Below are 24,318 nucleotides of genomic sequence, written 5' to 3'. Positions count from 1 at the left end.
TGCCATCGCTGGAGAGCGCGACGACAGGACCAGCGCCGCACTCCGCTCCTGCGCCCCACGGGAGATGTCTGAGAAGTTTAGCAATCGGCAACGTACGAATGCCCAGACTATCGGAACTGAGTAGAGATTGGTTCTAGGTAGAAGAGAAGGCTGTCGGCGTTGAATTCTCCGACCTGCGCGGCGATGCGGATATTGTCTCCAACGCCAATTGAGTCCGGAATGTTTGCGCCGGTGAGGTGCAGGTCATAGGTGGTATTGACGTCGCGGAATTGAAAGTTGGGCCCTCCCGATGAGTGGGTCTCGCTGTAGTCACCATATGAAATCAAGATGTCGTATCGTGTCTTGGCGTCGCCATGAGGGGCCATCGCGCCAATGTTGCCATCGAACTCGATGACCCTGCCCTTGTATTTGGCTGCAAATTCCTCAACCGCGGGGCCTTGATCCGGTCCCGCCAAGAGAGTTGCTAAGTCTTCATTGTTCTCGACAGTCAGCACATCTTCTTCGGCCGGTTCGCTCGGCTCCGGTTCCACGGTGGGCTGTTCGCTCGGTGCGACGGCACTCTCGGTCGGAGATGTGGTTGGCTTGGGGCTGTCGTCTTCGCCCTGGATCGCGCCTATGGTGACGGCGAGGATGATCAGGAGCAGGACGCCTCCTCCCGACACGGCGAGTAGTCGCCACGGCGTCTTCGCCTTCGGGCGGCGGAAGTTGATCTGTGTTTGCAATGCCCCTTGGTTTTGGGTGACGAACTCCCAGCCGTCTTTCTCCCATTTTGCCGTCGTCCTGGCTTCGGTGCCGCGGATCGTCCGCACGGTCTTCAACTCATACTTCACGTCGTCAGCCATGCGGCTCCCCGACCCCAATCAGGCTCATCACTCGTGGACGATCGTGAGCATAGCTCCTGCCTGGCTCCATCCCCCAAAGGGCCTCTGGTGGCTCGTCAGAGTCGCGGTAGGGCGTCGCGCCGGCTCATTCTCAAGATGTCGATGACAGCGTGTTGACTGGGCGTCGATTCTCTGGAGGTTGTTGTCCGCGATGCTCAGCGGCTCGGCAGCCGGTGCGGGCGACCCAGTCGGTGAGTCGTTGTCGTGCGGGTGTGAAGTGTTCGTGCCAGGTGAGGGGTGCGTCACCTGGGAGGTCTCGGCGTAGGCGTCTTGCCAGGCGGAGTGTAGGGCGGCGGCGAGATCTTCGATGACTTCCCAGTGTTGCCCAGCATGGGGATGATCCGGTGGTCGAGCGTGTATTGGCCGGCGAGCCAGTCGACCCAAGGTTCGAGATTTTCGAGGAGCAGCCGAGCGTGCTGGGGAGGTGAGCTGACCGCAGCACGGGGTCCGCGGTGCTCAGAGGTGGGACCAGGCGACGTCGGCGTGACCACCGCGAAAATCGTCGACTGGACCCGCGGAAGCATCGAGTTCAACTGACTCGGCACGTGGAACCGCAGTGCGGAGGAGGTTTCTCCGACTCTGCCGCTCACATCGACGCCACGCTCGGTGAGGTTGGGACCTGATGCGGATAGGGTTTCGCCCCGAAGCCCTGGGTCTGGCTGCTCAGGTCCGCTCAGGTCCGGCTCTTCGGAGTATGCGGGCACCCGGACCATGGTCAGCGTCGAGAAGGCAGGGTAGCCGGCACTGAGAACGTGGCGCTCTTCGATCTCGCCAGCACCGAATACCCGGTGGCTGCAAGCAAGCGACAGACGCCACACACGCCAATGCCAGCGGGGCCGTACGCATGAGGAATGATCGCTAAGTGCATCCCGCCATTTACCAGCGCGACCCTCGCGAGTACGAGCGACCACCCGCAACGTTCGACCTCGACGTGCTCTGCCCGAGCTACGCCGACGCCATCCCCACCTTTGCGGCCGGGTCCTCCTTCCACCAAGAGGCCCTGGCCCACTTCCACGTCGGGCAAGCCGTGCGAATCGAACTCGTCCCCGAACCGGGCAACCCCCACGACAACCGTGCCGTCGCCCTCGACGTCGACGGGCTCCGATGCGCCTACATCCACTCCGATACAGCCGCGTGGTTCCACGACATCGTCACCGGCCTCAACCGTGCTGGCTACGCAGTTTTCACCGCAGGAGCCATCGCCCCGGGCAGCGACCCCGATGGTGAGACGCCGCGGGGACTGCAGTGGACCCGCCCCGACCTCGAGGACCGCATCGTCCTGGCTGACCTCGTGGGTTTGCGAGAAGCCCACGAGCGCGTCGTAGCGACGTTCACCGCGGAGGAGAGGCAGGAGATGGCTGAAGACTGCTGGTTCGAGTACTCCACCCCGGTCGTCCGTGCACTCCGCACGCGCTCGGACCTCGCACCTGAGCTGACCTGGTCAACGCAGTCTGGTCTGTCGGAAGCTTCTGGCGTCCCGGTCTGGCACCATGTATACGTGCGCCAGGATGTCCTCGACCGGCGCGCCCTCGCCAGCCAGCGCCGGTACGCCAAGCGGCTCCTGCGCCGGCGCATCAAGGCGTTCATTGCCGCAGACAAGGCAGAGCAACGAGAAGCCACGAAGGCTCTAAGAGCCCAACAGTTGACAGACATGATGGCCTTGCGCGCTCAAGGTCGCACCTATGCCCAGATAGCCGCTCTGCTAGGCATCCCCCACAGGAGCATCGAACGGCTCGTGCGCGCTGAGAGGCGCCTCATCGATGATGCCGCCGGCGCGCCTTCGCCCGACTTCAACAACAAGCTCCGCTCCGAGCGCGTCGAACGCGCAGCGCTGGCGGTGGCACTGCAGGCTCAAGGAATGTCACGGCAGGAGATCGGCGCGCGCCTCGAGGTGGGACTTGAGAGCGTGAAGCAGCTCCTGTCGGACGGGAAGTTCTATCAGCATCCTGCTGCGAACACGACGAGGCTTGAACGGGCGCGTCGGACTGCAGAGCTTCTTGCGGGCGGAGCGACCCGCGCGGATGTCAGCGCCGCCTTGGAGCTGTCACCGCCGGCGACGGCCACTGCCATGCGTGATGCGCACGCGCTCGCCCAGCTGGAGCTGTAGTGCTTCCACCCGAGTTCCATCAGGAGCCCTGTCTGTGACGGCTCCTTTTGAGCTGAGCCGTGCCTGAGGTAGGCGTGGAGACCTCAGGCACCACGTCACCTTGACCACCTAGGCGCTTCAGGCCCTCTCGGATGGCTGCGAGATCGGCGGCTCGGCTAAGGGCCCAAGTATGCCGCCGACATCACGTTGCAGCATTCACCGGCAGATGGGGTGAAAGAAGACAGAAACCGACTCCCGCTCAACGTACTTGAGCTCCATTGCGACCCCAGGTGGATAGAGTGCCGGTGAACGCTCTCGGCGAACAGCCTCTTGCAGTCCTCCGCCGGGCGACGTAGATCACGAGAGACGGCGCACCGGCGTCATCACAGCAAGGAACGCACGCATGAGCGCAGTTGTCGATCCCCCCCCCGAGCTGACCGTCGCCCCCGGCTCGGTCGTCCGAGTCCGCGACGAGGACTGGCTGGTGACCGGGGTCGAGCAGACCGCCGACGGCCCGCTCATCAAGGTCCAAGGCCTCTCCGAGCTGGTCCGCGACACCACCGCCATGTTCTACGCGAGCCTCGACACCATCGTGCCCTTTGACCCGTCAGCCACCTCGGTCAAGGCCGATGCGTCTTCGGAGTACCGCAGGGCCCGCCTCTGGCTCGAGTCGACCCTGCGCAAGACCGCCATCCCGCTCGACGACGATTCCCTCACCGTGGCCGACGCCGCGCTCGCAGACCCCCTGGAGTACCAGCGGATCGCGGTGCGTAAGGCGCTCGACACCTCGAACTTGCGCCCCCGCATCCTGCTGGCCGACGCCGTGGGCCTGGGCAAGACCCTCGAGATCGGCATGATCCTCTCCGAGCTGGTGCGCCGTGGCCGCGGCGACCGGATCCTCATCGTCACCCCACGCCACGTGCTCGAGCAGATGCAGCACGAGATGTGGTCGCGCTTTGCGCTGCCGTTCATCCGGCTTGACAGCCAGGGCATCCAGCGCATCCGCCAGAAGCTCCCGGCCACGCGCAACGCCTTTGCCTTCTACAAGCGGGTCATCATCTCGATCGACACGCTGAAGTCTGAGAAGTACATCCAGCACCTGCGCAAGCAGCGATGGGACGCGGTCGTCATCGACGAGTCGCACAACATCACGAACTCCTCGGCCCAGAACAACCGCCTCGCCCGGATCCTCGCGCCCAACACCGAGGCACTGATCTTGGCCTCAGCGACCCCGCACAACGGCAAGGCCCAGTCCTTCGCCGAGCTCATCCGGCTGCTCGAGCCGACGGCCGTAGCTCCGGACGGCACGGTGATCGAGGACGAGGTCAAGCGCCTCGTGGTGCGCCGTCACCGCAATAGCCCCGAGGTGGCCAAGGTTGTGGGTGGGGCATGGGCGCCGCGCAAGGAGCCGGTCAACCGCCTGGTTCAGGCCTCCGCCATCGAGGACGCGATCGCCACCGAGCTGAGCGACACGTGGTTGCACCCTTCCTCTGGCAGTGCGCCCGGGTCCAACAACTCGCTCTTCCCGTGGACCCTCGCCAAGGCGTTCCTTTCCTCGCCGGCCGCTCTCACAGCAACGGCTACCGAGCGTCTCAAGCGCATCAAGCCTGCACCCGGTCACACCAACGAGGAGAAGGACGCGCTGGAGCGCCTGCGCGCACTGAGCACAACCGCAGAACAGGGGACCTCGGCGAAGTACGACGCGCTGCTCGACGAGCTGCGCCGCATTGGCGTCTCGAAGACTTCACCGGAACGAGCGGTCATCTTCGCCGAGCGGGTCCCCACCCTCCACTGGCTCCGCGACCGGCTGCGCAAGGACCTCAAGATGTCCGCTGACCAGGTGCAGGTGCTGCACGGTGGGCTGACCGACGTCGAGCAGATGGCCATCATCGAGTCCTTCAAGCAGGCTTCCTCTGACATCCGGGTCCTGGTGACCGGTGACGTCGCGTCGGAGGGGGTGAACCTGCACCTGCAGTGCCACGAGCTCATCCACTTTGACATCCCGTGGAGCCTGATCCGCATCGAGCAGCGCAACGGTCGCATCGACCGGTACGGCCAGCGCCATGCCCCGCAGATCACGTCCTTGCTGCTCGAGCCGACGAGCGGACACTTTTCCGGCGACGTCCGAGTGCTCACCAAGCTCATCGAGAAGGAGCACGAGGCTCACCGGGCGCTGGGTGACGCGGCGTCGCTCATGGGCAAGTACGACGTCGACGCGGAGGAGACGGCGATCCGTAAGGTCTTGGCCGGTGAGGTCACCCTCGAGTCCGTGGTGCACGATGCCGACCAGGTCGCCTCCCAGAACACCGTCGCGGGGCTCTTCGCGCGCCTGAACAAGCCGGCCGCGGCCAGCGCGGCGCCGGCGGCGCAGCCCAGCCTGATTCACGCCGGCACGACCGGCCTGTACCCCGACCACCTGAGCTTCCTGCGCGACGCGCTCACCGAGTCCTATGCCGCCCCGGCGCGCCCGTTGCCCGGCGGGGTCGGCTGGACCGAGCACCCTGGGCACGCTCTGGTCGAGCTGACTCCGCCGCCGGACCTGGCCCGGCGTCTCGACGACCTGCCGCAGAGCTACCTCGCCGAGCGCAAGGTCACCGAGCGTTTCATGCTCGCCGTCACGAAGGTGCGTGGCAAGGAGACTCTCGCCCGGGCATTGCAGGACGAGGGGTCTACCTGGCCGGAGGCCCACTACCTGGGCGGCCTGCACCCGGTCCTGGACTGGGCAGCTGACCGGGCGCTCTCCCGCCTGGACCGCGACTCGATCTTCGCGGTGCGTGGCCCGGTCGATTACCCCACGGTGCTGCTGGTCGGCACGCTGACGAACAAGCGCGGGCAGATGGTCGCGTCGTCCTTCGCCTCGGTGGAGTTCCCGAACCCTGCGAACACCGCCTTCGCGCTGCAGACCCAGTTCTCCTCGCCCGCGGAGATGCTCGAGTCCGTCGGCCTCCACGAGCGTCGCGCGAACCACGGCCCGGTGGCAGACGCGGACCTGCTCACCGCGCTCGTCGCCCCCGCTGTCCGGGCGGCCCAGGACGAGATGGAGCAGCTCTTCGTTGCAGCGTCCTCGGCTGCCTCCCAGCGCGTGGCCGCTTGGTCGCAGCGCCTGAAGCAGTGGGAGAACGACGCCGACGCCCTCGTCCAACGCTCGGACCTCAAGGACCGTCGGGTGAGCGTGGAGAAAGAACGTGAGCTGGTGGAGCAGATGGCTCCCGCGCAGCGCCTGGTGCGCCCCCTGGTGGTCGTGGTCCCGATGGACCACCCGGTCGAGACGAATGAAGGAATGAACTGATGGCGGCCAGCGATGCCCTGGTGATCGGCGAGGACTGGATCTCCGAGCACTACTTCACGACCGACGCGCCGAAGGAGTCCTTCCAGGCAAAGGTGCTCGAGCGCCGCAAGGCGTGGGACGAGGCCGCGCAGAGCCAGTCCGGGCAGCAGTCCACGCAGCCCCCGTCCACCCGGGCGGCCCTCACCGCGGCCCGCGGCGAGGTGGAGACGCTCCTGGGTGGCCTGCTCACCCCTGAGGGCGGCCTAGCCGTCAGCGTCGACGACGTGCGCGACGTCTACGCCCGTCTCCGCACGCTGCTGGGGTACGCCGGCCCCGGGAGGACTCTCGTGGATGACTCCGGCGTCCTGATGGTCTCGACCCCAGGTGTCGCAGACAGTGCCCCGCTCATCCTCGTCGCCGCACGCCCGGTCGCGGCGATCGAGGCGCTCCTGGAGAAGGACGCCCCCACCCTCCTCGAGCCCTACGCGAGCGACGACGCACCTGCCATCACCTCCGTCTCGCGCTTGCTCTCGGCATTCTTCGTGCGCGACGACGGCCCGGACTTCGCCCTGGTGCTGGCCGGCCGGTGGATGCTCATCACCGACAAGGAACGCTGGCCCGAGGGACGCTACCTGGCAGTCGACCTGCAGCTGGTCGCCGAGCGCAACGACACCAAGCGCGGCGGCGAGCTCGACCGCGCGCTCACCTGCGTAGACGCGGAGTCCCTCGCGCCCGACGCCGACGGCGTGATCTGGTGGTCGGCGGTCCAAGAGGCCTCGGTCAAGCACACCGTCGGGGTGTCCAAGGATCTGCGGGAGGGCGTGCGCCGCTCGATCGAGATCATCGCGAACGAGGTGCTGGCCCGGCGCACGGTACAAGGGCTGGACCCGCTCGACGCATCCCACGGGCAGGTGCTCGCGACCCAGTCGCTGCGCTACCTCTACCGTATCCTCTTCCTGCTCTACGCCGAGGCGTCCCCCGAGCTCAAGGTCCTGCCGGTGGGAGCCGGGGAGTACGAGCAGGGATACAGCATCGACCGCCTGCGTGACCTGACCCTGGTCAAGCTCGCAACCCCGAACGCCGAGAATGGGACGCACCTCTTTGACTCCCTCGGCGTGCTGTTCCGCCTGGTCGACGCCGGTCACGGCACCCAGCGGGGGGACAGTACCGCCTCGACTGAGGACGAGGCCGCGGAAGGCGGGGTGGTCGCCGAAGGGCTCGAATTCAACAGCCTGCGCGCGGACCTCTTCCGTCCGGAGGCGATCGCCCTCATCGACGAGGTGAGCCTGGGCAACCTGGCCCTCCAGCAGGTCCTGGGCAAGCTCCTGCTGAGCAAGGAGTCACGCGGCAAGGACCGTGGCTTCATCTCTTACGCCGAGCTCGGCATCAACCAGCTCGGCGCGGTCTACGAGGGCCTCATGAGCTACACGGGCTTCTTCGCGACCGAAGACCTCTTCGAGGTGGCCAAGGGCGGCGACGCGGAGAAGGGCTCCTGGGTGGTCCCGGTCGCCCGCAGCGCGGGCATCTCCGAGAAGGACTTCGTCATGGAGAAGGTCGACGCCACGGGGGAGGAGAGGGCCGTCCGCCACCGCGCGGGGACCTTCGTCTACCGCCTGGCCGGCCGTGACCGTCAGCAGTCTGCGTCCTACTACACCCCCGAGGTGCTGACCCGTTTCACCGTGGGCCAGGCCCTCGAAGAGCTCGTGACCGACGAGCACACCGCCGAGGACATCCTGTCGATGAGCGTCTGCGAGCCCGCGCTGGGCTCCGGGGCGTTCGCGATCGAGGCCGTGCGCCAGCTCGCCGAGCAGTACCTCACCAAGCGCCAGCGCGAGCTCGGCGAGAAGATCGACCCCGACGCCTACCCCATCGAGCTGCAACGCACCAAGGCCTACATCGCCCTGCACAACGTCTACGGAGTCGACCTCAACGCGACCGCAGTCGAGCTCGCCGAGATCTCCCTCTGGCTCGACACCATGGTCGCCGGCCTCCAGGCACCGTGGTTCGGCCTGCACCTGCGCCGAGGCAACTCCCTCATCGGCGCTCGCCGCGCGACCTACTCCCGCGAGCAGGTCAACTCCAAAGCCTGGTTCAAGAACGCCGCGGCTGAGGCCAACATGGTGTCCCTGGCCGCCGACGCCGAGGCGGGCGCCGTCGGCCCGGAGGTCTCCGGCCGGATCCACCACTTCCTGCTCCCCGCCGCCGGATGGGGCTCGGCCACCGAAGCGAAGGAAGCCAAGGACCTCGCCCCGGACGCCCGCGCAGCCTTGAACACCTGGCGCAAGTCCGTCCTTGCCAAGCCCACCAAGAAGCAGCTCGAGGCCCTCGTCATCCTCGGCTACCGCGTCGAGGAGCTGTGGCAGCTGGCCCTGCGCCGCCGCCAGATCGCCGAAGACGCCGTCCGCCGCTCCATCGACGTGTGGGGCAGGGACCCGGCCGATTCCGGGACTGACGCCGGCCCGGCAGTGACCCGAGAAGAGATCGAGCAGGCGCTCGCCGACCGAGATGGCTCTTACCAGCGCCTGCGGCGCGTCATGGACGCCTGGTGCGCCCTGTGGTTCTGGCCACTGACCGACGACGCCCGCCGAGTCACCACCGACGACGGCGAGCTCCTCGTCAACCCGCCCACGGTCGATCAGTGGATCGCCGGGCTGCAGGAGCTCCTCGGGTCCCACTCGGAGTCGGCGTTGGCCAAGCGCCGCCAGTCAGCGACCTTCGGCTCCAGCCTGAGCTGGGACGAGCTGGGTGAGGCGGAGAACCTCGAGCGAGGCTTCGCTGGCGCCCGCGACGTCGAGGGTGTGCTGACCCGTCACCCATGGCTTCAGGTCACCGAGCGGATCGCCGCCCAGCAGGGCTTCTTCCACTGGGAGCTCGACTTCGCCACCGTCTTCGCCCGCGGCGGGTTCGACCTCCAGGTCGGAAACCCGCCGTGGGTGCGGCCGGACTGGGACGAGAAGGCGGCGCTCGGGGAGTACGACGTCGAATGGGCACTCCGCGACAAGATCCCGACCGCGGAGGCGTTGGGGCTGCGTCAGGAAACTCTGGCCCTCCCGGGAGCGGTGAACTATTACCTCGACGCACTAGCTTCTGCCACTGCGACACGTGGGTTTGTTTCAGACGATACGACATACCCGTATCTGATTGGTCTGCGACCCGACTTATATCGAGTCTTTATGGAGCAAGTGTGGCGTCATGGATCGCCTAGGGGTATCCAGGCTCTGATTCACCTAGAATCGCACTTTACCGACGAAAAGGCGGGCGTCCTTCGTTCCCGGGTTTATAGGCGCATGCGACGGCATTGGCAGTTCATCAACGAACTGGGGCTCTTTGAGATTCAGAATCAGAAGACCTACGGCGTGAACGTATACGGGATCGAGCGAGAAGTTGTGCGCTTTTTGCATTCGGTCTCTCTGTATCATCCGGATACGGTGAGTCGGTCGTTTGCGCATGACGGTTCTGGTCCCGAACCTGGAATCAAAGATTCTGAGGGGAACTGGGATCAGCGGCCGCATGCCGGTAGGCTCATAACGGCGGATGAAGCGGTCCTACGCACATGGCATGCTGTTCTTGAATCGGAGAGCGTACCGGTCGTGCAGTCTCGCATGCTCTACGCCGTCAACCTGTCGGCCTCCAACGTGCTTATGAAACTCTCAAAAGCGCCGCGCATCGGCGCGCTCGAGTTGAAGTTCTCTCAAGGGTGGAATGAGACAACCGACTTTGGAAATGGTCGCTTCGTGAAGTGCTGGGGGGCGCCGGATTCTTGGGATGACGTGATCCTGCAGGGGTCGCATCTATTTGTCGGCAACCCATCCTATAAGTCGCCGAATCCGTCGATGCTTAACCAGCGAGATTGGTCAGCAATCGATCTTGAAGTCCTGGCGCCCGACGCTATCCCGGTCACGTCCTACAAGCGCGCGGGCGACGACTACGACTATGACGTCGCCTACACCGACTGGGGCACCGAAGAAGACCCCAACCCCGCCCGAGACCACTACCGCGTCGCGTGGCGCTGCATGGCGGCCAACACTGGTGAACGCACATTGATCTCATCGGTGATTCCACCAGGCGCTGCGCACGTAGATGGAATCTACTCGGCAGGCCTACCTGATGGGACGGCTGCTGATCTCGTTGGAATCGTCGGATTTCTGTCGGCTTTGCTCAGTGACTTTGCGATCCGGGTAGCGCCCAAATCGACGATCCGATCCGGCTCTGCAAGCAGACTGCCCTATGTTGATGATCATTTGCTCAGCGCCCATCTACGCTTGAGGTCACTTCGTTTGAACTGCGTGAGTGACGCTTACGCAGACCTATGGGGAGACGCCTATGACGGAGCCTTTACCCGCGATCAGTGGGCTCTAGGCGATCACATGGACCACAGCTTCCCCGAGGCTCTGGGCAAGGTCGGCCTCCATTGGACCGCCGAGACCCCCCTCCGCCGTGCCATCGACCGCCGTCAAGCTCTCGTCGAGATCGACGCGATCGTCGCGCTGATGCTCGGCGTCTCAGCCGATGAGCTGTGCTCGATCTACCGCACCCAGTTCCCGGTCCTCGCCGGCTACGACCGCAACGACTACCTCTACGACGCCAACGGTCGCCTCGTCCCTACCGCCGTCCGCACCCCGTGGCGCAAGAAGGGCGACGCTCTCACCCTCGAGGAGCGCACAGCTACCAACCCATCCGGCACTACCTACGTCTACGAGCTGCCCTTCGCTTTCCTCGACCGTGAGGCGGACATGCGGACGGCCTACGCCCACTTCGAGCGGATCCTGGCCGCACACAACGACTCCGCCGAGAGCCCGGCAGCCCAGGGTCAGCTCGCACAGTTGCAGGTGACGCAGGCATGAGCGAGCTGCTCCCCACCCGTCAGGCCGAGCAGATCCAGGCCGGCCTGCTCGACTACCTGACCACGACCTTCGCCCTCGCCGACGCAGACGCCCGACGCGCCCTGCACGACTTCTTGACGGAGCCGTCGTCGGGCATCTTCAAGGGTCCCTACCTCCGCCTGCGCCTGCCCTTCCAGCAGGCGGCACCGGGTTGGGAACGGCTGCTCTCCTGGGAGCTGCCGTACCCGCCCTACCGGCACCAGGCCGAGGCCTTCACCCGGTTGGTGAGCATCACCCCCGCGGGCATCCCGCGCCGACCCGAACCAACCCTGGTGACCACCGGCACCGGGTCCGGCAAGACCGAGGCGTTCCTCTTCCCGATCCTCGACCACGTGCTGCGCGCCCGCCGCACTGGTGTGCCTGGGATCAAGGCGCTCATCCTCTACCCGATGAACGCCCTGGCAAACGACCAGGCCACCCGCCTGGCCGGCCTGATCGCCACCCGGCCCGAGCTCGCCGGCATCACCGCCGCGCTGTACACCGGGCAGCAGGACGAGGTCCGCACCGTCGTCACAGCCGAAGGTCTCATCACCGACCGCGCCGTCATCCGCGACACCCCGCCGGACATCCTGCTCACCAACTACAAGATGCTCGACCAGCTCCTGCTCCGCCACGAGGACAGCGCACTCTGGCAGCAGAGCGCCACGTCCCTGCAGTACCTCGTCCTCGACGAGTTCCACACCTACGACGGTGCCCAGGGCACCGACGTCGCCATGCTGCTCCGGCGCCTGGGCATCACCCTCAAGGCCGCCTGGCCTACGGACGACGCCAGCCTGGCGGAACATGGGCTGACGCCGGAGGACCGCGCCCGCCCCCTCGGACGCATCACCCCGGTCGCCACGTCGGCCACGCTGGGTGACAAGGGCGACCCGCAGATCATGCTCGACTTCGCGACCACCGTTTTCGGTGAGACCTTCGACGCGACGATGGTTGTGGGGGAGTCCCGGCTCACCCTCGACGAGTGGGCCGACCCCTCCGCTGCGGCCCGCGTGCATGCCGCGGGGCTGGCTCCCCTCGCCCTCGCCGACCTCGACCAGGCCGACCTCATGCCGCGCCTTGACGCAGCGCACAGCAGCGACGAGCTCGCCGAGGTCTTCTTCGCCGCCGCCTTCGGCACCACTGAGACCGATCTGCGCAGTCACCTCGCCGGCGACCTGGCCCTCCTCGACCTGGCCAAGACGCACCCCGCCGTGCACCAGCTCGTGGCGGCGAGCACCGACGCGCAGGCACTCGACGATCTCGTCGACGAGCTGTTCGCAGGACGACAAGCGAGCGGCGCGGCAGATGGCACCGTGGCTTTGCTGGTGCACCTCACCGCTGCGCTCTCCCATGTCCGCGCGGCCTCTGGGCGAGATGCGCTCACGGTCGACCTGCACCTGTGGGTGCGCGAGCTCAGCAGGCTCGACCGGGTCGCCGCCGCAACCACCAAGTACCTGTGGAACGACGACGGGGGAGTGGAGGTCGGAGAATCCGACGCCTTCGCCTGGGAGGGCCGGCCCGCCTTCCCCGCCCTGTACTGCCGCCACTGCGGACGTTCCGGCTGGGGAGTCGAGCTAGCCCCCGTGGGGGCGGACCTGCACACAGATGACACTGCCATCCGCCGCAACCATGCCGCCCGCAAGGGCAGGTTCCGCGCGCTGCTCTTCGCCCCCGGCGAGGCCGACCACGCCGTCTTCGCCGCCCCCGGCCAGGAAGCCGACACAACAGGCCTGTCCTGGTTGCACGTCCGCCAGCGCACCCTCCTGCCCACGCCGCCCGCCGACACCGACCCCGACCTGCTCGACGGGTGGATCCTGCCCGTCCTCACCCAGGTAGGACCGGACGCCGACGACCTGTCCACCAGGGACCAGTGCCCCTCCTGCCAGCAGCGTGACGGCATCCGGTTCCTCGGCTCCGCGATCGCCACCCTGCTCTCCGTGACGCTCTCCACCCTCTTCGGCGACCCCCAGCTCGACGCCGTGGAGAAAAAGGCCCTCGTCTTCACCGACTCCGTCCAAGACGCCGCGCACCGCGCCGGATTTGTGGAAGCCCGCTCCCACACGCTGACCCTGCGCGCCGTGCTCCGTGCCGCGGTCGGTGACATGCCCCGCTCCGTCGACGAGGTGGTGGACGAGGCCCTGCGCCAGGCTGGTGACGATCCGTTCCGCCGGTACCGGATGCTGCACCCCGACCTGGTGGACAACGACGGCTTCAAACCCTTCTGGCAGGCTGACCGGCTCCTTGCCGTGCCCGTCGGCGTCCGCAAACGTGTGCGCCGTCGGCTGCTCTTCGACGCGATCCTCGAGGTCGGTCTGTTCTCGCGAGTAGGACGCACCCTCGAAGCCACCGGATCCGTGGCCGTCGGCGTCGAGGCCGGCACCGGCGCGCGCCTGGCGACCATCGCGCGACGCGTCCTGACCGAGAGCTCAGGCCAGGAACACCTGGATTCCGACCTTGTCTCGACCACTGACGCGGACCTCACGCGCTGGGTCCGCGGGACCCTGGAGAGGATGCGCGAGCGCGGCGCGATCGAACATGAATGGTTCGCCAAGTACATCGCCGAGGACGGCAACCGGTACCGGCTGTGGGGCGGACGTCCCAAGAACCAAGGTATGTCCGCCTTCCCGTCCGGACGCTCCACCCCCGCCTTCCCGCGAACAGGACCAGCAACCGGAGCCAAGGATCCGCTCCTGGACGCGGTGACCAGCCCGCAGAGCTGGTACACCCAGTGGACCTCCCGCACCCTGTCGGTCCCTACCCACTTCGCCGGGGTGCTCGCCCGCCGGCTCCTGGAGCTGCTCACCAGCGAGGGAGTGCTGACCTCTGCAGCCAGCAAGACCGGGATCGTCTACGCGATCCCGGCCAGCGCCGTCGTCGTGCATCCTACGACGGACGACGACCTCGCTGCCGGACGCCACCTGCTCGTCTGCGACACCTGCCGTCACCAGGTGCCGGTCACCGTGGAAGCCCACGACCAGCTCAGCGGTGCGCCGTGCATGCTCGGGCGGTGCCCCGGGCACCTGCGCCCGACCGCCCAGGACGACAACTTCTACCGGGGCCTCTACGCCTCGGCCGACATGCGCCGCATCGTGGCCCGAGAGCACTCCAGCCTGCTCGACGACGAGGAGCGGCTGCGGTACGAGAACGAGTTCAAGTCGGGTCACCTGAGCCCGGATGCGCCGAACGTGCTCGTCGCGACACCGACCCTCGAGATGGGGATCGACATCGGCGATCTCTCGACCGTCATGCTCGCGTCCCTGCCGCGGACTGTCGCCTCCTACCTGCAACGCATCGGCCGGGCCGGGCGCCTCACCGGCAACGCCCTGTCCCTGGCCTTCGTCACGGGCCGTGGTGAGCACCTGCCACGCCTGGGCGACCCGCTGTCCATGATCAACGGACAGGTACGCCCACCGGCGACCTATCTGTCCGCCGAGGAGATCCTGCGCCGCCAGTACACCGCCCACCTCATCGACGCCTTCGCCCGCGACAGCGACCGGCCGCACCCGAGGAAGGCCACCGGGGCGATCGGCAAGGTCGAGAGCGGAACGTTCCTCGGTGACATTGCCACCGTGGCCGAGACCGAGTCGAAGGAACGCCTCGATACCTTCCTCGGTGCCTTCCCCGGCCTCGACGACACGGCCGTGGACGCCCTGAAGTGCTGGGCCACGTACTCGGACGAGACTGGTGGGAGCGGACTCCGACTGCACCTCGAGAAGGCCTCCGCCCGCTGGAACCTCACCGTGCAAGACCTCAAGCACCAGATCGCCGAGCTTGAAAACGCGTTGCCGAAGCTCAACGCCGCCGCTGACCTGCCCGCGGCCAACGACGACGACAAGGCGGCCGCCAAGTCGGCCATGGGCACGCTGCGGTTGCTTCGAGCGCAGCTCAAGGACCTGCGGGGCGACCACTGGATCGCCGTTCTCGAGGAGTACGGCATCCTGCCGAACTACACCCTCCTCGACGACTCCGTCACCCTCGACGTCGCCCTGACCTGGATCGACCCGGAGACCGGCAGCTACGAGAGTGAGTCCCACGACTACCAACGGTCCTCAGCCAACGCGCTCCGAGAACTGGCGCCGGGATCCACCTTCTACGCCCGCGGGATGGAGATCGTCGTCGACACGGTCGATCTCGGCCCCGACGGACAAGACGTCCGGGACTGGTCCCTGTGCCCGTGCTGCGGGTACGCCCACGAGATCCACACCACGCAGTCGGCACCGACCATGTGCCCGCGGTGCCAGTCGACGGACATCGCCGACGCCAAGCAGCGGGTCAAAGCCCTCGAGCTGCGCCGTGTCTCGGCCGAGGTGCGCCGCGACGAGGCGGCGATCAGCGACTCACGCGACGAGCGCGTCCGGCAGGCATACAACATCGTCATCGCCGCGGACATCGACCCGGACGCCGTCGTGGGGCAGTGGTTCCTCGAGGACTACGACTTCGGCGTGAAGTACCTCGGCCACCTCGACGTGCGGTGGTTCAACACCGGCAAGCTCGCCGGTCTCGGATCCACGTTCGCGATCGCCGGGGTCGAGAGCCCGATCGGCGGGTTCCGAGTGTGCACCGCGTGCGGTCACCTGAGCCCCGGGGACGGCGTCAACACCCCGCGCCAGCACCGTCCGTGGTGCGTGCACCGTACGAGCGCCCAGGAGGACACGGTCGACCTCATCCTCTCGCGGAGCCTGCGCACCCAAGGACTCGTCATCCGCCTGCCACATTCGGTGACCAGCGCTGACTCCTTCGCTGAGCCCAGCCTGTCGGCGGCTCTCATGCTAGGCCTGCGTGAGCGCCTGGGCGGGTCACCAGACCACATCGGGGTCTCCCTGATCGCCGATCCGCTCCTGGCCACCGCGGGCGGTCCGGGTGGTCAGACCACCCGGGCGCTGCTCCTGCACGACTCCGTCCCCGGTGGAACGGGCTACCTCGCCGGGCTCAGTGACGCGGACACGTTGTGGCAGGTGCTCGCCACAGCGTGGCAGATCATCCGCGACTGCCCGTGCGCGCAGGAGGCGCGCCTGGCCTGCCACCGCTGCCTGCTGCCCTTCGCCGGCAACCGTCCGGACACCGTCTCGCGGACCGTCGCCGAGCGGCACCTGCGAGACATCCTCCTCGGCGGCACACCGGGCGAGGCCGACGACCTCGCAGCCGTCCTTGCCGGCACAGCCGGAAACGGGTGGACAGTCACCGACGTCGAACCACCGAGCGGAGCCCACGCATCTCCCTTGGAGATCCGGTTCCGCGCCCTGTTCACCGAGCGCCTGGCAGGTCTCGGAGCCACCGTCAAAGAACAGCCCGGCCCGCACGGCAACACCCTGCAGATCACCATCACCGGCGCCCAGCGCCGCTGGTCCTTCGAGCCGGAGGTGCCGCTCGGGCCCGTCAAACCCGACTTCGTGCTGCGCTGCGACGACCTCAACGTCCCGCGCGTGGCGATCTTCACCGACGGGCACTTCTATCACGCCAGCCCCGCGCACAACATCATCGCGGTCGACGCCGAGAAGCGCGCCTGGCTACGGGCGGAGGGCTACGTCGTCCTCGCCCTCACCCATGCCGACCTCGAGGCGAGCGGACAGGCGACGCCGGGCTACGGCGTCGGGCAGGATCTTGCTCCCTCCTGGCTCTCAGCCGAGACAGTCGAGGTGCTCATGGAGGCGGGCTTTGCGTTCCCGCCCTCCGCCGTCGAGGCCTCGCGCGGGGGAGCGATCGGGTTCCTCATGGCCTGGATCCAGCACCCCGACACGACCGGCACCCGCCAGCTGGCCGACGCGCTGCCGTGGTTCTTCGCCCCCCAGGCCGAGCCCTGCCAGCTCGACGCGGACATACCTCTCGACGTGCAGGCAGCCCGCCACCTCCTCGGTGAGTCTGACGTCGCCGGCACCACGCCCGGGTGGCGTTGGCGCGAGGGACCGGTACTGCTCATGGCCCGTGCGCACGGTGAGGACCAGACGTCCAACGTCGAGCTCGTCATCATGCTCGATGACCGTGAGCAGGCCGTGGCCGACAGCGACCACCGCGCAGGATGGCAACGGTGGCTGCACCTGTCCAACGCGATCAACCTGCGGATGCAGACCACGATCGTGACTGCACTCAGCGAGGTGGACCTCGGGGCCGCTGGTTCGGCGTCGGGCACTGCCAACGTCGTCGCCGATCTTGATCTGGCGCACGAGTGGCGGGTGATCCTTGAGGTCGACCTGCCCGCCGGCGGGCACTCAAGCCTGACCGCACAAGAACGCGAGGTGCTGCTCGCGCTGGAGCGTGCGGGACTGCCCGTGCCCGAGGTCGGCGAGGAGCGCGCGGGTGGCATCCCGGTCTTTGCGAGCTGGCCGCACGCCCTCGTGGCGCTCGACCATGACCTCGAGCCCGACGATCACGCAGACCTGGTGAAGGCAGGCTGGACCATCCTGCCGCTCGACGCCCCCACGCTCAGCGCCGCACTCCTGGAGAACTGATGCCCAACATCATCATGTCCAAGTCGAGCAACAAGCTCGACCCCTCGGTCAAGAAGAAGGCCTACGCCTTCCTCGAGAAGCTCACCGAGAATGACGCCTCACCGGGCCTGCACATCGAGCCGATCCACAACTCCGTCGACGCACGGGTGCGGACCGGGCGGGTTGACGACTTCTTCCGTGCGGTGCTGTTCAAGATCACCGGGTCCGGGGAACCGACATACGTCTTCCACGGGATCTGGCCTCACGACGACGCGATCGCACTGGCGAAGAAGACGACGCTGAGCGTCAACCCGGTGAACGGGATCACTGAGATCCGGACGGTGGAGCCGGATGCGGCTATGGGTGTCGCTGCCGGATCTGTTGCCGATCCTGCCCCGGCGGCCTCCGCTGCGCTCGCGCCGGAGGTGGCTCCTTCTGCGGCTGATGACACCCCCGTGCTCGTGGCTCTGGGCCTGAGCGTCGCAGACCTCGTCGAACGGTTGGGCCTGGACCAGAACCTGGCTGTTGCGGCCCTCGCTGCCGCGACGGAGGACAACCTCTTGGACCTGGCCGGCCGGGCCGTGGAGTGGCAGGGGCTTGCGCTCATCGACCTCGCCTCGGGACATAGTCTGGGGGAGGTGCAGGAGCGCCTCGCGCTCGACCAACCCGTCGAGGATGTGGCTGACGCGGACGAAGCCCTCTTGCGCGGACTCGACCACGCGGCCGCGAAGCTCTCGTTCACGTACATCGAGAGCAACGACGAGCTCCGTCGGGCGATCGACGACGGGGACTTCGGGGCGTGGCGGGTGTTCCTCCACCCCGAACAGCGACGCTATGTCGCCGGGAGCTGGAACGGTCCGTTCCGACTGTCGGGGGGAGCGGGGACGGGGAAGACCGTCGTGGTGCTCCACCGTGCCCGTGCGCTCGCGCTCGCCGATGACAACCGGCGCGTGATCGTCACGACGTACACCACGAACCTTGCCGAGGCGATGAAGCGTGACCTGTTCCGGCTGGACCCGAATGTCGCGGTCTCCACGATGCTGGGGGACTGCGGGGTCTACGTCGCCGGGATCGATGCGCTCGCTGCGCGCGTGCTGAAGGGTGCTGGTGACGCGGCCGACACAGCCGCCTCGACCATTCTGGGTGATGGGGCCAGGGTGGGAGCCGTGCGATCTGCCTCGGCCCGCTGGGCCGAGGTGCTCGACATTCACGGGGACGATTTACCACCCGAGCTGCAGAGCGTGGCGTTCCTCGACGCGGAGTACGCGACGGTCATCCTTCCCTCGCGTATCACCTCGGAGGCGGGTTACCTCAAGGTGCGTCGACCCGGCCGCGGGGTTCCACTCGACCGGGCTCGCCGGCGAGCAGTGTGGAAGATCGTGGCCGCGTACCGCAACAATGGTGCGCTCGACCGTGAGATGGACTTCGACGAGGCAGCCGCGGTCGCCGCGGAGTACCTCACCTCGGTATTCAGGAGCGGAGGCGGCTACCTCGCAGATCACGTCTTGGTGGATGAGGGCCAAGACCTCACGCCGGCGCGGTGGCAACTGCTTCGTGCCCTCGCGGGCCCCGAGAAGCGGCGCGACGACCTGTTCATCGCCGAAGACTCCCACCAGCGGATCTACGGGCAGAAGGTTGTGCTGTCCCGCTACGGCATCGAGATCGTCGGGCGCTCGCGCCGCTTGACGCTCAACTACCGGACGACCGCGCAGAACCTCGCGTTCGCGCTGAGCGTGCTCGCACCCGGGGAGTACACGGACCTCGATGACGGCTCGGAGAAGTCGTCCGACTACCGGTCTGCGAGATCCGGCCCTCTCCCCGCGCTGCACGGGTGCTCGGGGCTGGGAGCCGAGTACGACCACGCCACTGCCGTCGTCGCTGACTGGCTCGCCGCCGGCGTGGCGCCAGAGACCATCGCGGTGCTCGTGCGCGACCGGCTGGTCCGGGACAAGGTTGTCGCCGCGCTCGGTGAACGCGGTGTCAGCGTTCGTGCTGTGGACCGTGAGGGCATCAAGGCCGGCCTGCCGGTCGTCATGACCATGCACCGGTGCAAGGGGACCGAGTTCTCCCGGGTCCTGCTCTTCGGGGTGAGCGAGGGCTCTGTCCCCGCCGCGCTGCGCGCGGAGAAGTACTCCAAGGACTCCTGGGAGGACGCGATGCTCCGCGAACGGTCGCTGCTCTATGTGGCGGCAACGCGCGCTCGGGATGAGTTGGCGGTGTCGTGGAGCGGGGCGACGTCGTCTCTCTTGGAGACTACGTCGCGTTAGCGGGGTGGGGCGACAACGCGACATCCAGGACGAGGTGGAGGGAGCCGAACGTCAGAGCAGTTCGGCAGTACTAGTTCATCTCATAGTGGTCACCGATACTGAAGGTAGACAATGCGCACCCAACCAACCGTGAACAATGCATGGCTTGCCGATCGCGACGACGAGTGGTCGTCCGCCCTCACGCAAGCAGCTGGCGCGGGAGAGGTTGACGCTCATGGCGGACTTCTCACCTTGACGGCCAGTGGCGCAGAGGTGTTTGCGTGAGCGAGGTGCACCGGTATGCAGTCCATCTCGACTGGATACCGGGACATGGCCAGAATGGGCCTGTCGGGATTTGGAATGAGCGCGGTGAGTGTCACTACCCGCAGGCGACGGCAGCGTTGCAGGCTGAAGGTGCTCAGGCGTTCTCGGACAGAGGCGCCTCCCATACGTTCGAGTCATGGCTTGAAATGCGTGAGGAAACCACTTCGGCCTATGGCGCCAACTGGTCCTCGATAGACACTGACGAGCCGATGGAGACTGCGATCGAGGCGATGGTCGCCCAGTTTCTCGCCGTGAGCCATCCGGAGGCGGCCCTCGTTTCAGATACGGGGGACTCTTTGGACGCGAATGAGATCGAGCCCGACAGTTCGATCGTGCCAGACGAACCTTCGTTGCGCCGGATCATCGCCGAATCCTGGTGGATCGCCAGTGAACTTGCCGCTCGACATCCTGAGTACGTGGTGTGGGAGATGCATGTAGGTGGTGGCCTGTATGACTGTCTTGCTCTTTTGTTGCCGGGCGGAACGATCCCGGACGTTCAAATGAACCGCGCTGGCTCGCTTCATGTAATCTCGAACGCTGATTTTCACCTGAGTTGGAGAGAGGTGCTAGGCGACCCATCTCCACATGGCTCTGTTAAGGCTATTGAGGAGGCTGCCAGGCTAGCCCTCCCTGGGCCTCGTCCGCGATCGACTCGGCGCACCCTCACCTATCGATTCATTGCCGCTCTGCTCCGAATGCAGATCCACGATCGCCACAGCTGGGATGTCCGAAACGAGTTCCTCGACTCCTCGGATTGGGAGGAAGAGGAATCCCGAGGGTATGTGGAGCGGTTCCCCACGGCTGCCGCTGCTGCAAAAATCACGACAAAGCTAGGCGTGTATGGTGAGCCGTCATCCCATTTTTGGGCCATACTCCGCGATGAAGTGCCGATCGCCGTGGTCTCCGTCGAAGGTGTCCTCTACCGGGAAGATGGGACCTTCGACTTGATGGCCGAATATCGAGGAGCCGGACGAAGTGTTGCGCGCGTCATCGCCAAGTGTGTCGGTGACTGGTTGAACTGACGCTGCGCGCTGCCGCACGCTTGCTCGCGACTGGTCAATTGGGTCGAGGGGGCGCGCAAGCCAGACAAATGGTACCTGCCGCGCCCCTGGCCAGCTTGTGTTGTCGTTATGTCGGTGGCGTGGTGAATGATGAGACCAATAAGGAGGAGCATGTGACGCAAATCAACGACGTGACTAACGGCCAACTGTTTGTCGATTTGACCTTCCGAGATGGCGCGTACACGATCGCTGGCCAGCACCTTTCCGGCAGTCCGTTCGGCAACGAGTATTCGTACAAGTTCGCAATCCCCGCAAGCGCAACCAGTCAGTTCGCGACCAGCCTCGGCACCGACGCCGAGGGCATCCCTGCTGCCTGGGCCGCGCAAGTGCAACAGATCGCTAGCCGGGGCGAGCGCGAGTGGCTCATGTCACACGGCGTCCTGTTCTCGTTCCATAGCTACTGAAGGTGATGCCCACGCATGATGGCCACCGGGAGCCGGCAGATTTCAGTCGGGACGATGATCGACCGGCGCCGAAGAGTGTCAGCAATGTCCTCGATCCGGATGCTTGTTGTAGGTCGTGATCTCGTTCAGAGGAGCGGTCTGACTTCCTGTGCACGCTTCGGAAAGACCGAGGCGAAGGTCTCGGCAGTGCTGACGAGCCACTGTGCGAGGTCGGGAGCGAGGGCCTCATCGCGCCAGTCCCCGTCACGCCGGAGGACAACTTGGCTGGACTTGTACTCCGGGTTGTCTCGCCACTCTAGGGTGGATCCCAGATCGCTCTCGATTTCTTCACGGTGCGCAATGAGGTGAGTGAAGAGAGCTTTGTCGTGGCGGATGTAGAACGAGCAGGTGACGTTCGGCTCGCGACTGGCCAACGCCAGCACGACGGCGCAGCCCGGCACACCGATGCTGACGTCGACGGCTTCCTGCGTCGTGGCCTTGGGCCAGGACGTGATCAGGGTGCCCGTGGACTCGCCGAGGTCACGGACCTGCTGGAAGAACCCCTGCCGTTGTGCGAGAAGCGGGCGTCCGCTGGCAGCTCGCCAGTTAGGTGTCCCGTCGTCGACCTCGAGCCCGGCGAGCTCTGCGAGCTCTCGAGCGTCGACGAACTGGCCCGGGGTGGCGCGCCCGTCGCTATCGAACGTCAGCCCTTCGGACTCGAGATAGGCGCGGGGATCATCGGTGCGCTCGGCATCGAGCCAGCGGAAACCGGGCGAGATCGTTCCGCCCGATTGCAGTACCCGCCAGACACCCTGCATGAGATGGGTGGAGAGAATCGCCGCGATGGGCTGAGGGTAGGTACCCGCGACGAGTGCGACCTCGCCATAGGAGGTCCAACGTCCGGCGGGGATCTCAGCGATGATCGCCGCGACCAGCCGGCGGGTCTCTGAGGGCTGCTCGTCGCTCGCCCCGGCGAGGGCCTCGTTCGGCCCGGACCACAGAGCGATGATCTTCTCGGCCAGAGCCACCCCACGTGCGTTGATCTCGTCCACGGTCCACGCCTCGTGCGCTGCGATCTCATGGTTCATGTGGAGCCCGGACTCGGCAAGCATGGTCCGCTTGGCCGCGAACGGGCGGTTGCTTAGCTCGCTGTTGTACCCAGTCAGAGTGAGGTTTCCGAGGGTGTGCACGAGACGTTCGTGCTCAGCGGTGACATCGACATCCTCGGGAAGCGCGGCCGCCAAGTCCTGCCGGACCGCGTCTGACAGAGTCTGGGGCAGTACGTGCTCGATCGTGAGGTTCTTGGAGACGACAACCTCCTTGGAACCGTAGGATTCCTCGAGCCACTGCAGGATCAACTTCTTCTGCGCGGCACGCCCCTGCCAGTAGAAGGGCACCACTGTGACGGCCTGGCGGATCTGCTTGTCGGTGGCGAAGTGCTTACGCCCGCGAGAAAGGTAGTCGCACAGCGCGACATCGACGGCGTCCGCGTCGGCGACCGTGCTCACCGCCTGGAGCAGACTGCGGTTGAGGCCAGCGGTAGCGCGACCGACGACAATGCGGCGCACGAAGTACGACTCGAGGACGTGCAAGGCGCTGGCGGCCTGCGTGGGCGTCGCAGTGCCGGCCGCTCGACGAGCGAGGATCGTCATGACGACCGGGTAGGCAGTGGTCGATCCCCACGCCCTGATGCGCTCGAGCCGGTGCCGGATCGACAGGTCACTCTCCCGTGACGGATCGAGGATCGTAGCCAGGACGTCGCCGAGAGCGGCGATGCGGCGTACCTCGGACTCAATCTGGTCGGGCGTGGTGAGTTTCTCCAGCCGCTTCTGCTGGCCGGCGTAGGTGTCCGACTGTTTGGCACGCTCGTCGCGCTGGGCGAGGTCCAGCCAGAACAGCAGCTCGAGTGCCTCGGAGGTCAGCTTCTTCTCCAGCGGCAGCCAGACGTTGTCATAGACGTCCTCGGCGCGCTCACCCAGCCGCATGAACAGGTAGTTCTTGAGCAGGTCTGACTGGCTGAGCTGCAAGCCCGTGTTGTTGAGCGACTCGAAGATGCGGTGCGCGTTGTCGCCTTGCTCCGCGGTCACCACGACGAGGGCGAGCCCGTGGACGACCGCATTCTCGATCTCCTCCAGGTCGCGCGGGTCGTCGGGGTCGTCGACCGCTGCGATCTTGGACCGGAAGTGGTTGTAAGCGATGCCGATGGCATCGGACCCACCGGCGTCCGGGGACGACGTCAGCACCGCCTTGTACGCCTCGCGGTCGGCTTGGGTGGGCAATAACTTGGCAGGCTGGCCCCTGTCGTAGACGTTCACGAGGTACTGGGCGTGGATGCCCTCCGCTCCCGCAGCGTCGCCCGTCTTGGAGAGGTGGTCTCGAAGAGCTGCGAGCAAGAGTGTGAGCGTGGTCAATCGTTGCTGGCCGTCGACGACGAGCAGCTTCGCGACTCCGACGATGTTGAAATCCGGGCTAGTGGCGAGCACGAGGGAGCCGATGAAGTGACTCGTCCCCGGCTCCTCGCGGCGGGCCGCGGCCACCTCGACGACGTCGTCCCAGAGCTGGTCGAGCTGCTTTTTGCCCCAGGCGTATGTCCGCTGGTACAACGGCACCTGGTACTGCTTCTTGCCTTCCAGCACCCCCGCGAAGCTCGTCTCCATCGCCTTGACCACGCGCGCCTCCAGGTTTTCATCTGTGAACTACTCGCGTCACCATGTCGTTCCGAGCGGCGCGTCCGTTGGCGTATCGCCGCCGCCGCTAGGATAGCGCTGGAAATAACGCGGGA

Annotated in this window: 9 protein-coding genes; 7 read left to right on the top strand and 2 right to left on the bottom strand. The window is 66.5% G+C overall.

What is annotated here, in order from left to right; translation table 11 throughout:
- Positions 1 to 107: 107 nt before the first annotated feature.
- The gene (locus tag SS2_RS08330) at positions 108 to 842 is read right to left on the bottom strand and encodes a DUF4839 domain-containing protein (protein ID WP_066462973.1); all 735 of its coding nucleotides are present in this window, start codon (positions 840 to 842) and stop codon (positions 108 to 110) included.
- Between the two features lie 901 nt (positions 843 to 1,743).
- On the opposite strand from SS2_RS08330, the gene SS2_RS08325 reads away from it, so the two are divergent.
- The 7 genes from SS2_RS08325 to SS2_RS08300 all read left to right on the top strand — a co-directional run bounded on the left by SS2_RS08325 (position 1,744) and on the right by SS2_RS08300 (position 21,557).
- A complete protein-coding gene (locus SS2_RS08325; RefSeq protein ID WP_066462972.1) occupies positions 1,744 to 2,988 on the top strand; it encodes a hypothetical protein in 1,245 nt (414 codons plus the stop codon).
- Positions 2,989 to 3,370: 382 nt separating this feature from the next.
- Positions 3,371 to 6,256, top strand: a complete 2,886-nt coding sequence (locus SS2_RS08320; RefSeq protein WP_066462971.1) for a helicase-related protein — start codon at positions 3,371 to 3,373, stop codon at positions 6,254 to 6,256.
- A 503-nt stretch (positions 6,257 to 6,759) separates the two neighbouring features.
- Positions 6,760 to 11,079 (top strand): Eco57I restriction-modification methylase domain-containing protein, encoded by a 4,320-nt coding sequence (locus SS2_RS08315; protein WP_217995581.1) that lies wholly within the window; start codon positions 6,760 to 6,762, stop codon positions 11,077 to 11,079.
- Positions 11,076 to 17,543 (top strand): DEAD/DEAH box helicase, encoded by a 6,468-nt coding sequence (locus SS2_RS08310; protein WP_066462969.1) that lies wholly within the window; start codon positions 11,076 to 11,078, stop codon positions 17,541 to 17,543. Before SS2_RS08315 ends, SS2_RS08310 begins: the two co-directional genes overlap by 4 nt.
- The gene (locus SS2_RS08305) at positions 17,543 to 19,789 is read left to right on the top strand and encodes a UvrD-helicase domain-containing protein (RefSeq protein ID WP_066462968.1); all 2,247 of its coding nucleotides are present in this window, start codon (positions 17,543 to 17,545) and stop codon (positions 19,787 to 19,789) included. The genes SS2_RS08310 and SS2_RS08305 overlap by 1 nt, the downstream gene beginning before the upstream one ends.
- A 260-nt stretch (positions 19,790 to 20,049) precedes the next feature.
- Entirely contained in the window at positions 20,050 to 21,114 is a 1,065-nt protein-coding gene (locus SS2_RS17380) for a TY-Chap2 family putative peptide chaperone (RefSeq protein WP_157607259.1), read from the top strand.
- 122 nt (positions 21,115 to 21,236) lie between these two features.
- Complete coding sequence (locus SS2_RS08300; RefSeq protein WP_157607258.1) at positions 21,237 to 21,557, top strand: hypothetical protein; 321 nt, start codon at positions 21,237 to 21,239, stop codon at positions 21,555 to 21,557.
- 125 nt (positions 21,558 to 21,682) lie between these two features.
- On the opposite strand, the gene SS2_RS08295 is transcribed toward SS2_RS08300, so the two are convergent.
- Positions 21,683 to 24,205, bottom strand: coding sequence for a DUF4268 domain-containing protein (locus SS2_RS08295; protein ID WP_066462966.1), 2,523 nt, complete (start codon positions 24,203 to 24,205; stop codon positions 21,683 to 21,685).
- Positions 24,206 to 24,318: the final 113 nt, after the last annotated feature.

It is taken from the genome of Sanguibacter suarezii NBRC 16159, from assembly GCF_001552735.1.
Taxonomy (GTDB): Bacteria; Actinomycetota; Actinomycetes; order Actinomycetales; family Cellulomonadaceae; genus Sanguibacter; species Sanguibacter suarezii.
Note: the sequence above shows the minus strand (reverse complement) of the source record. Positions and strands in the feature narration are given on the sequence as shown.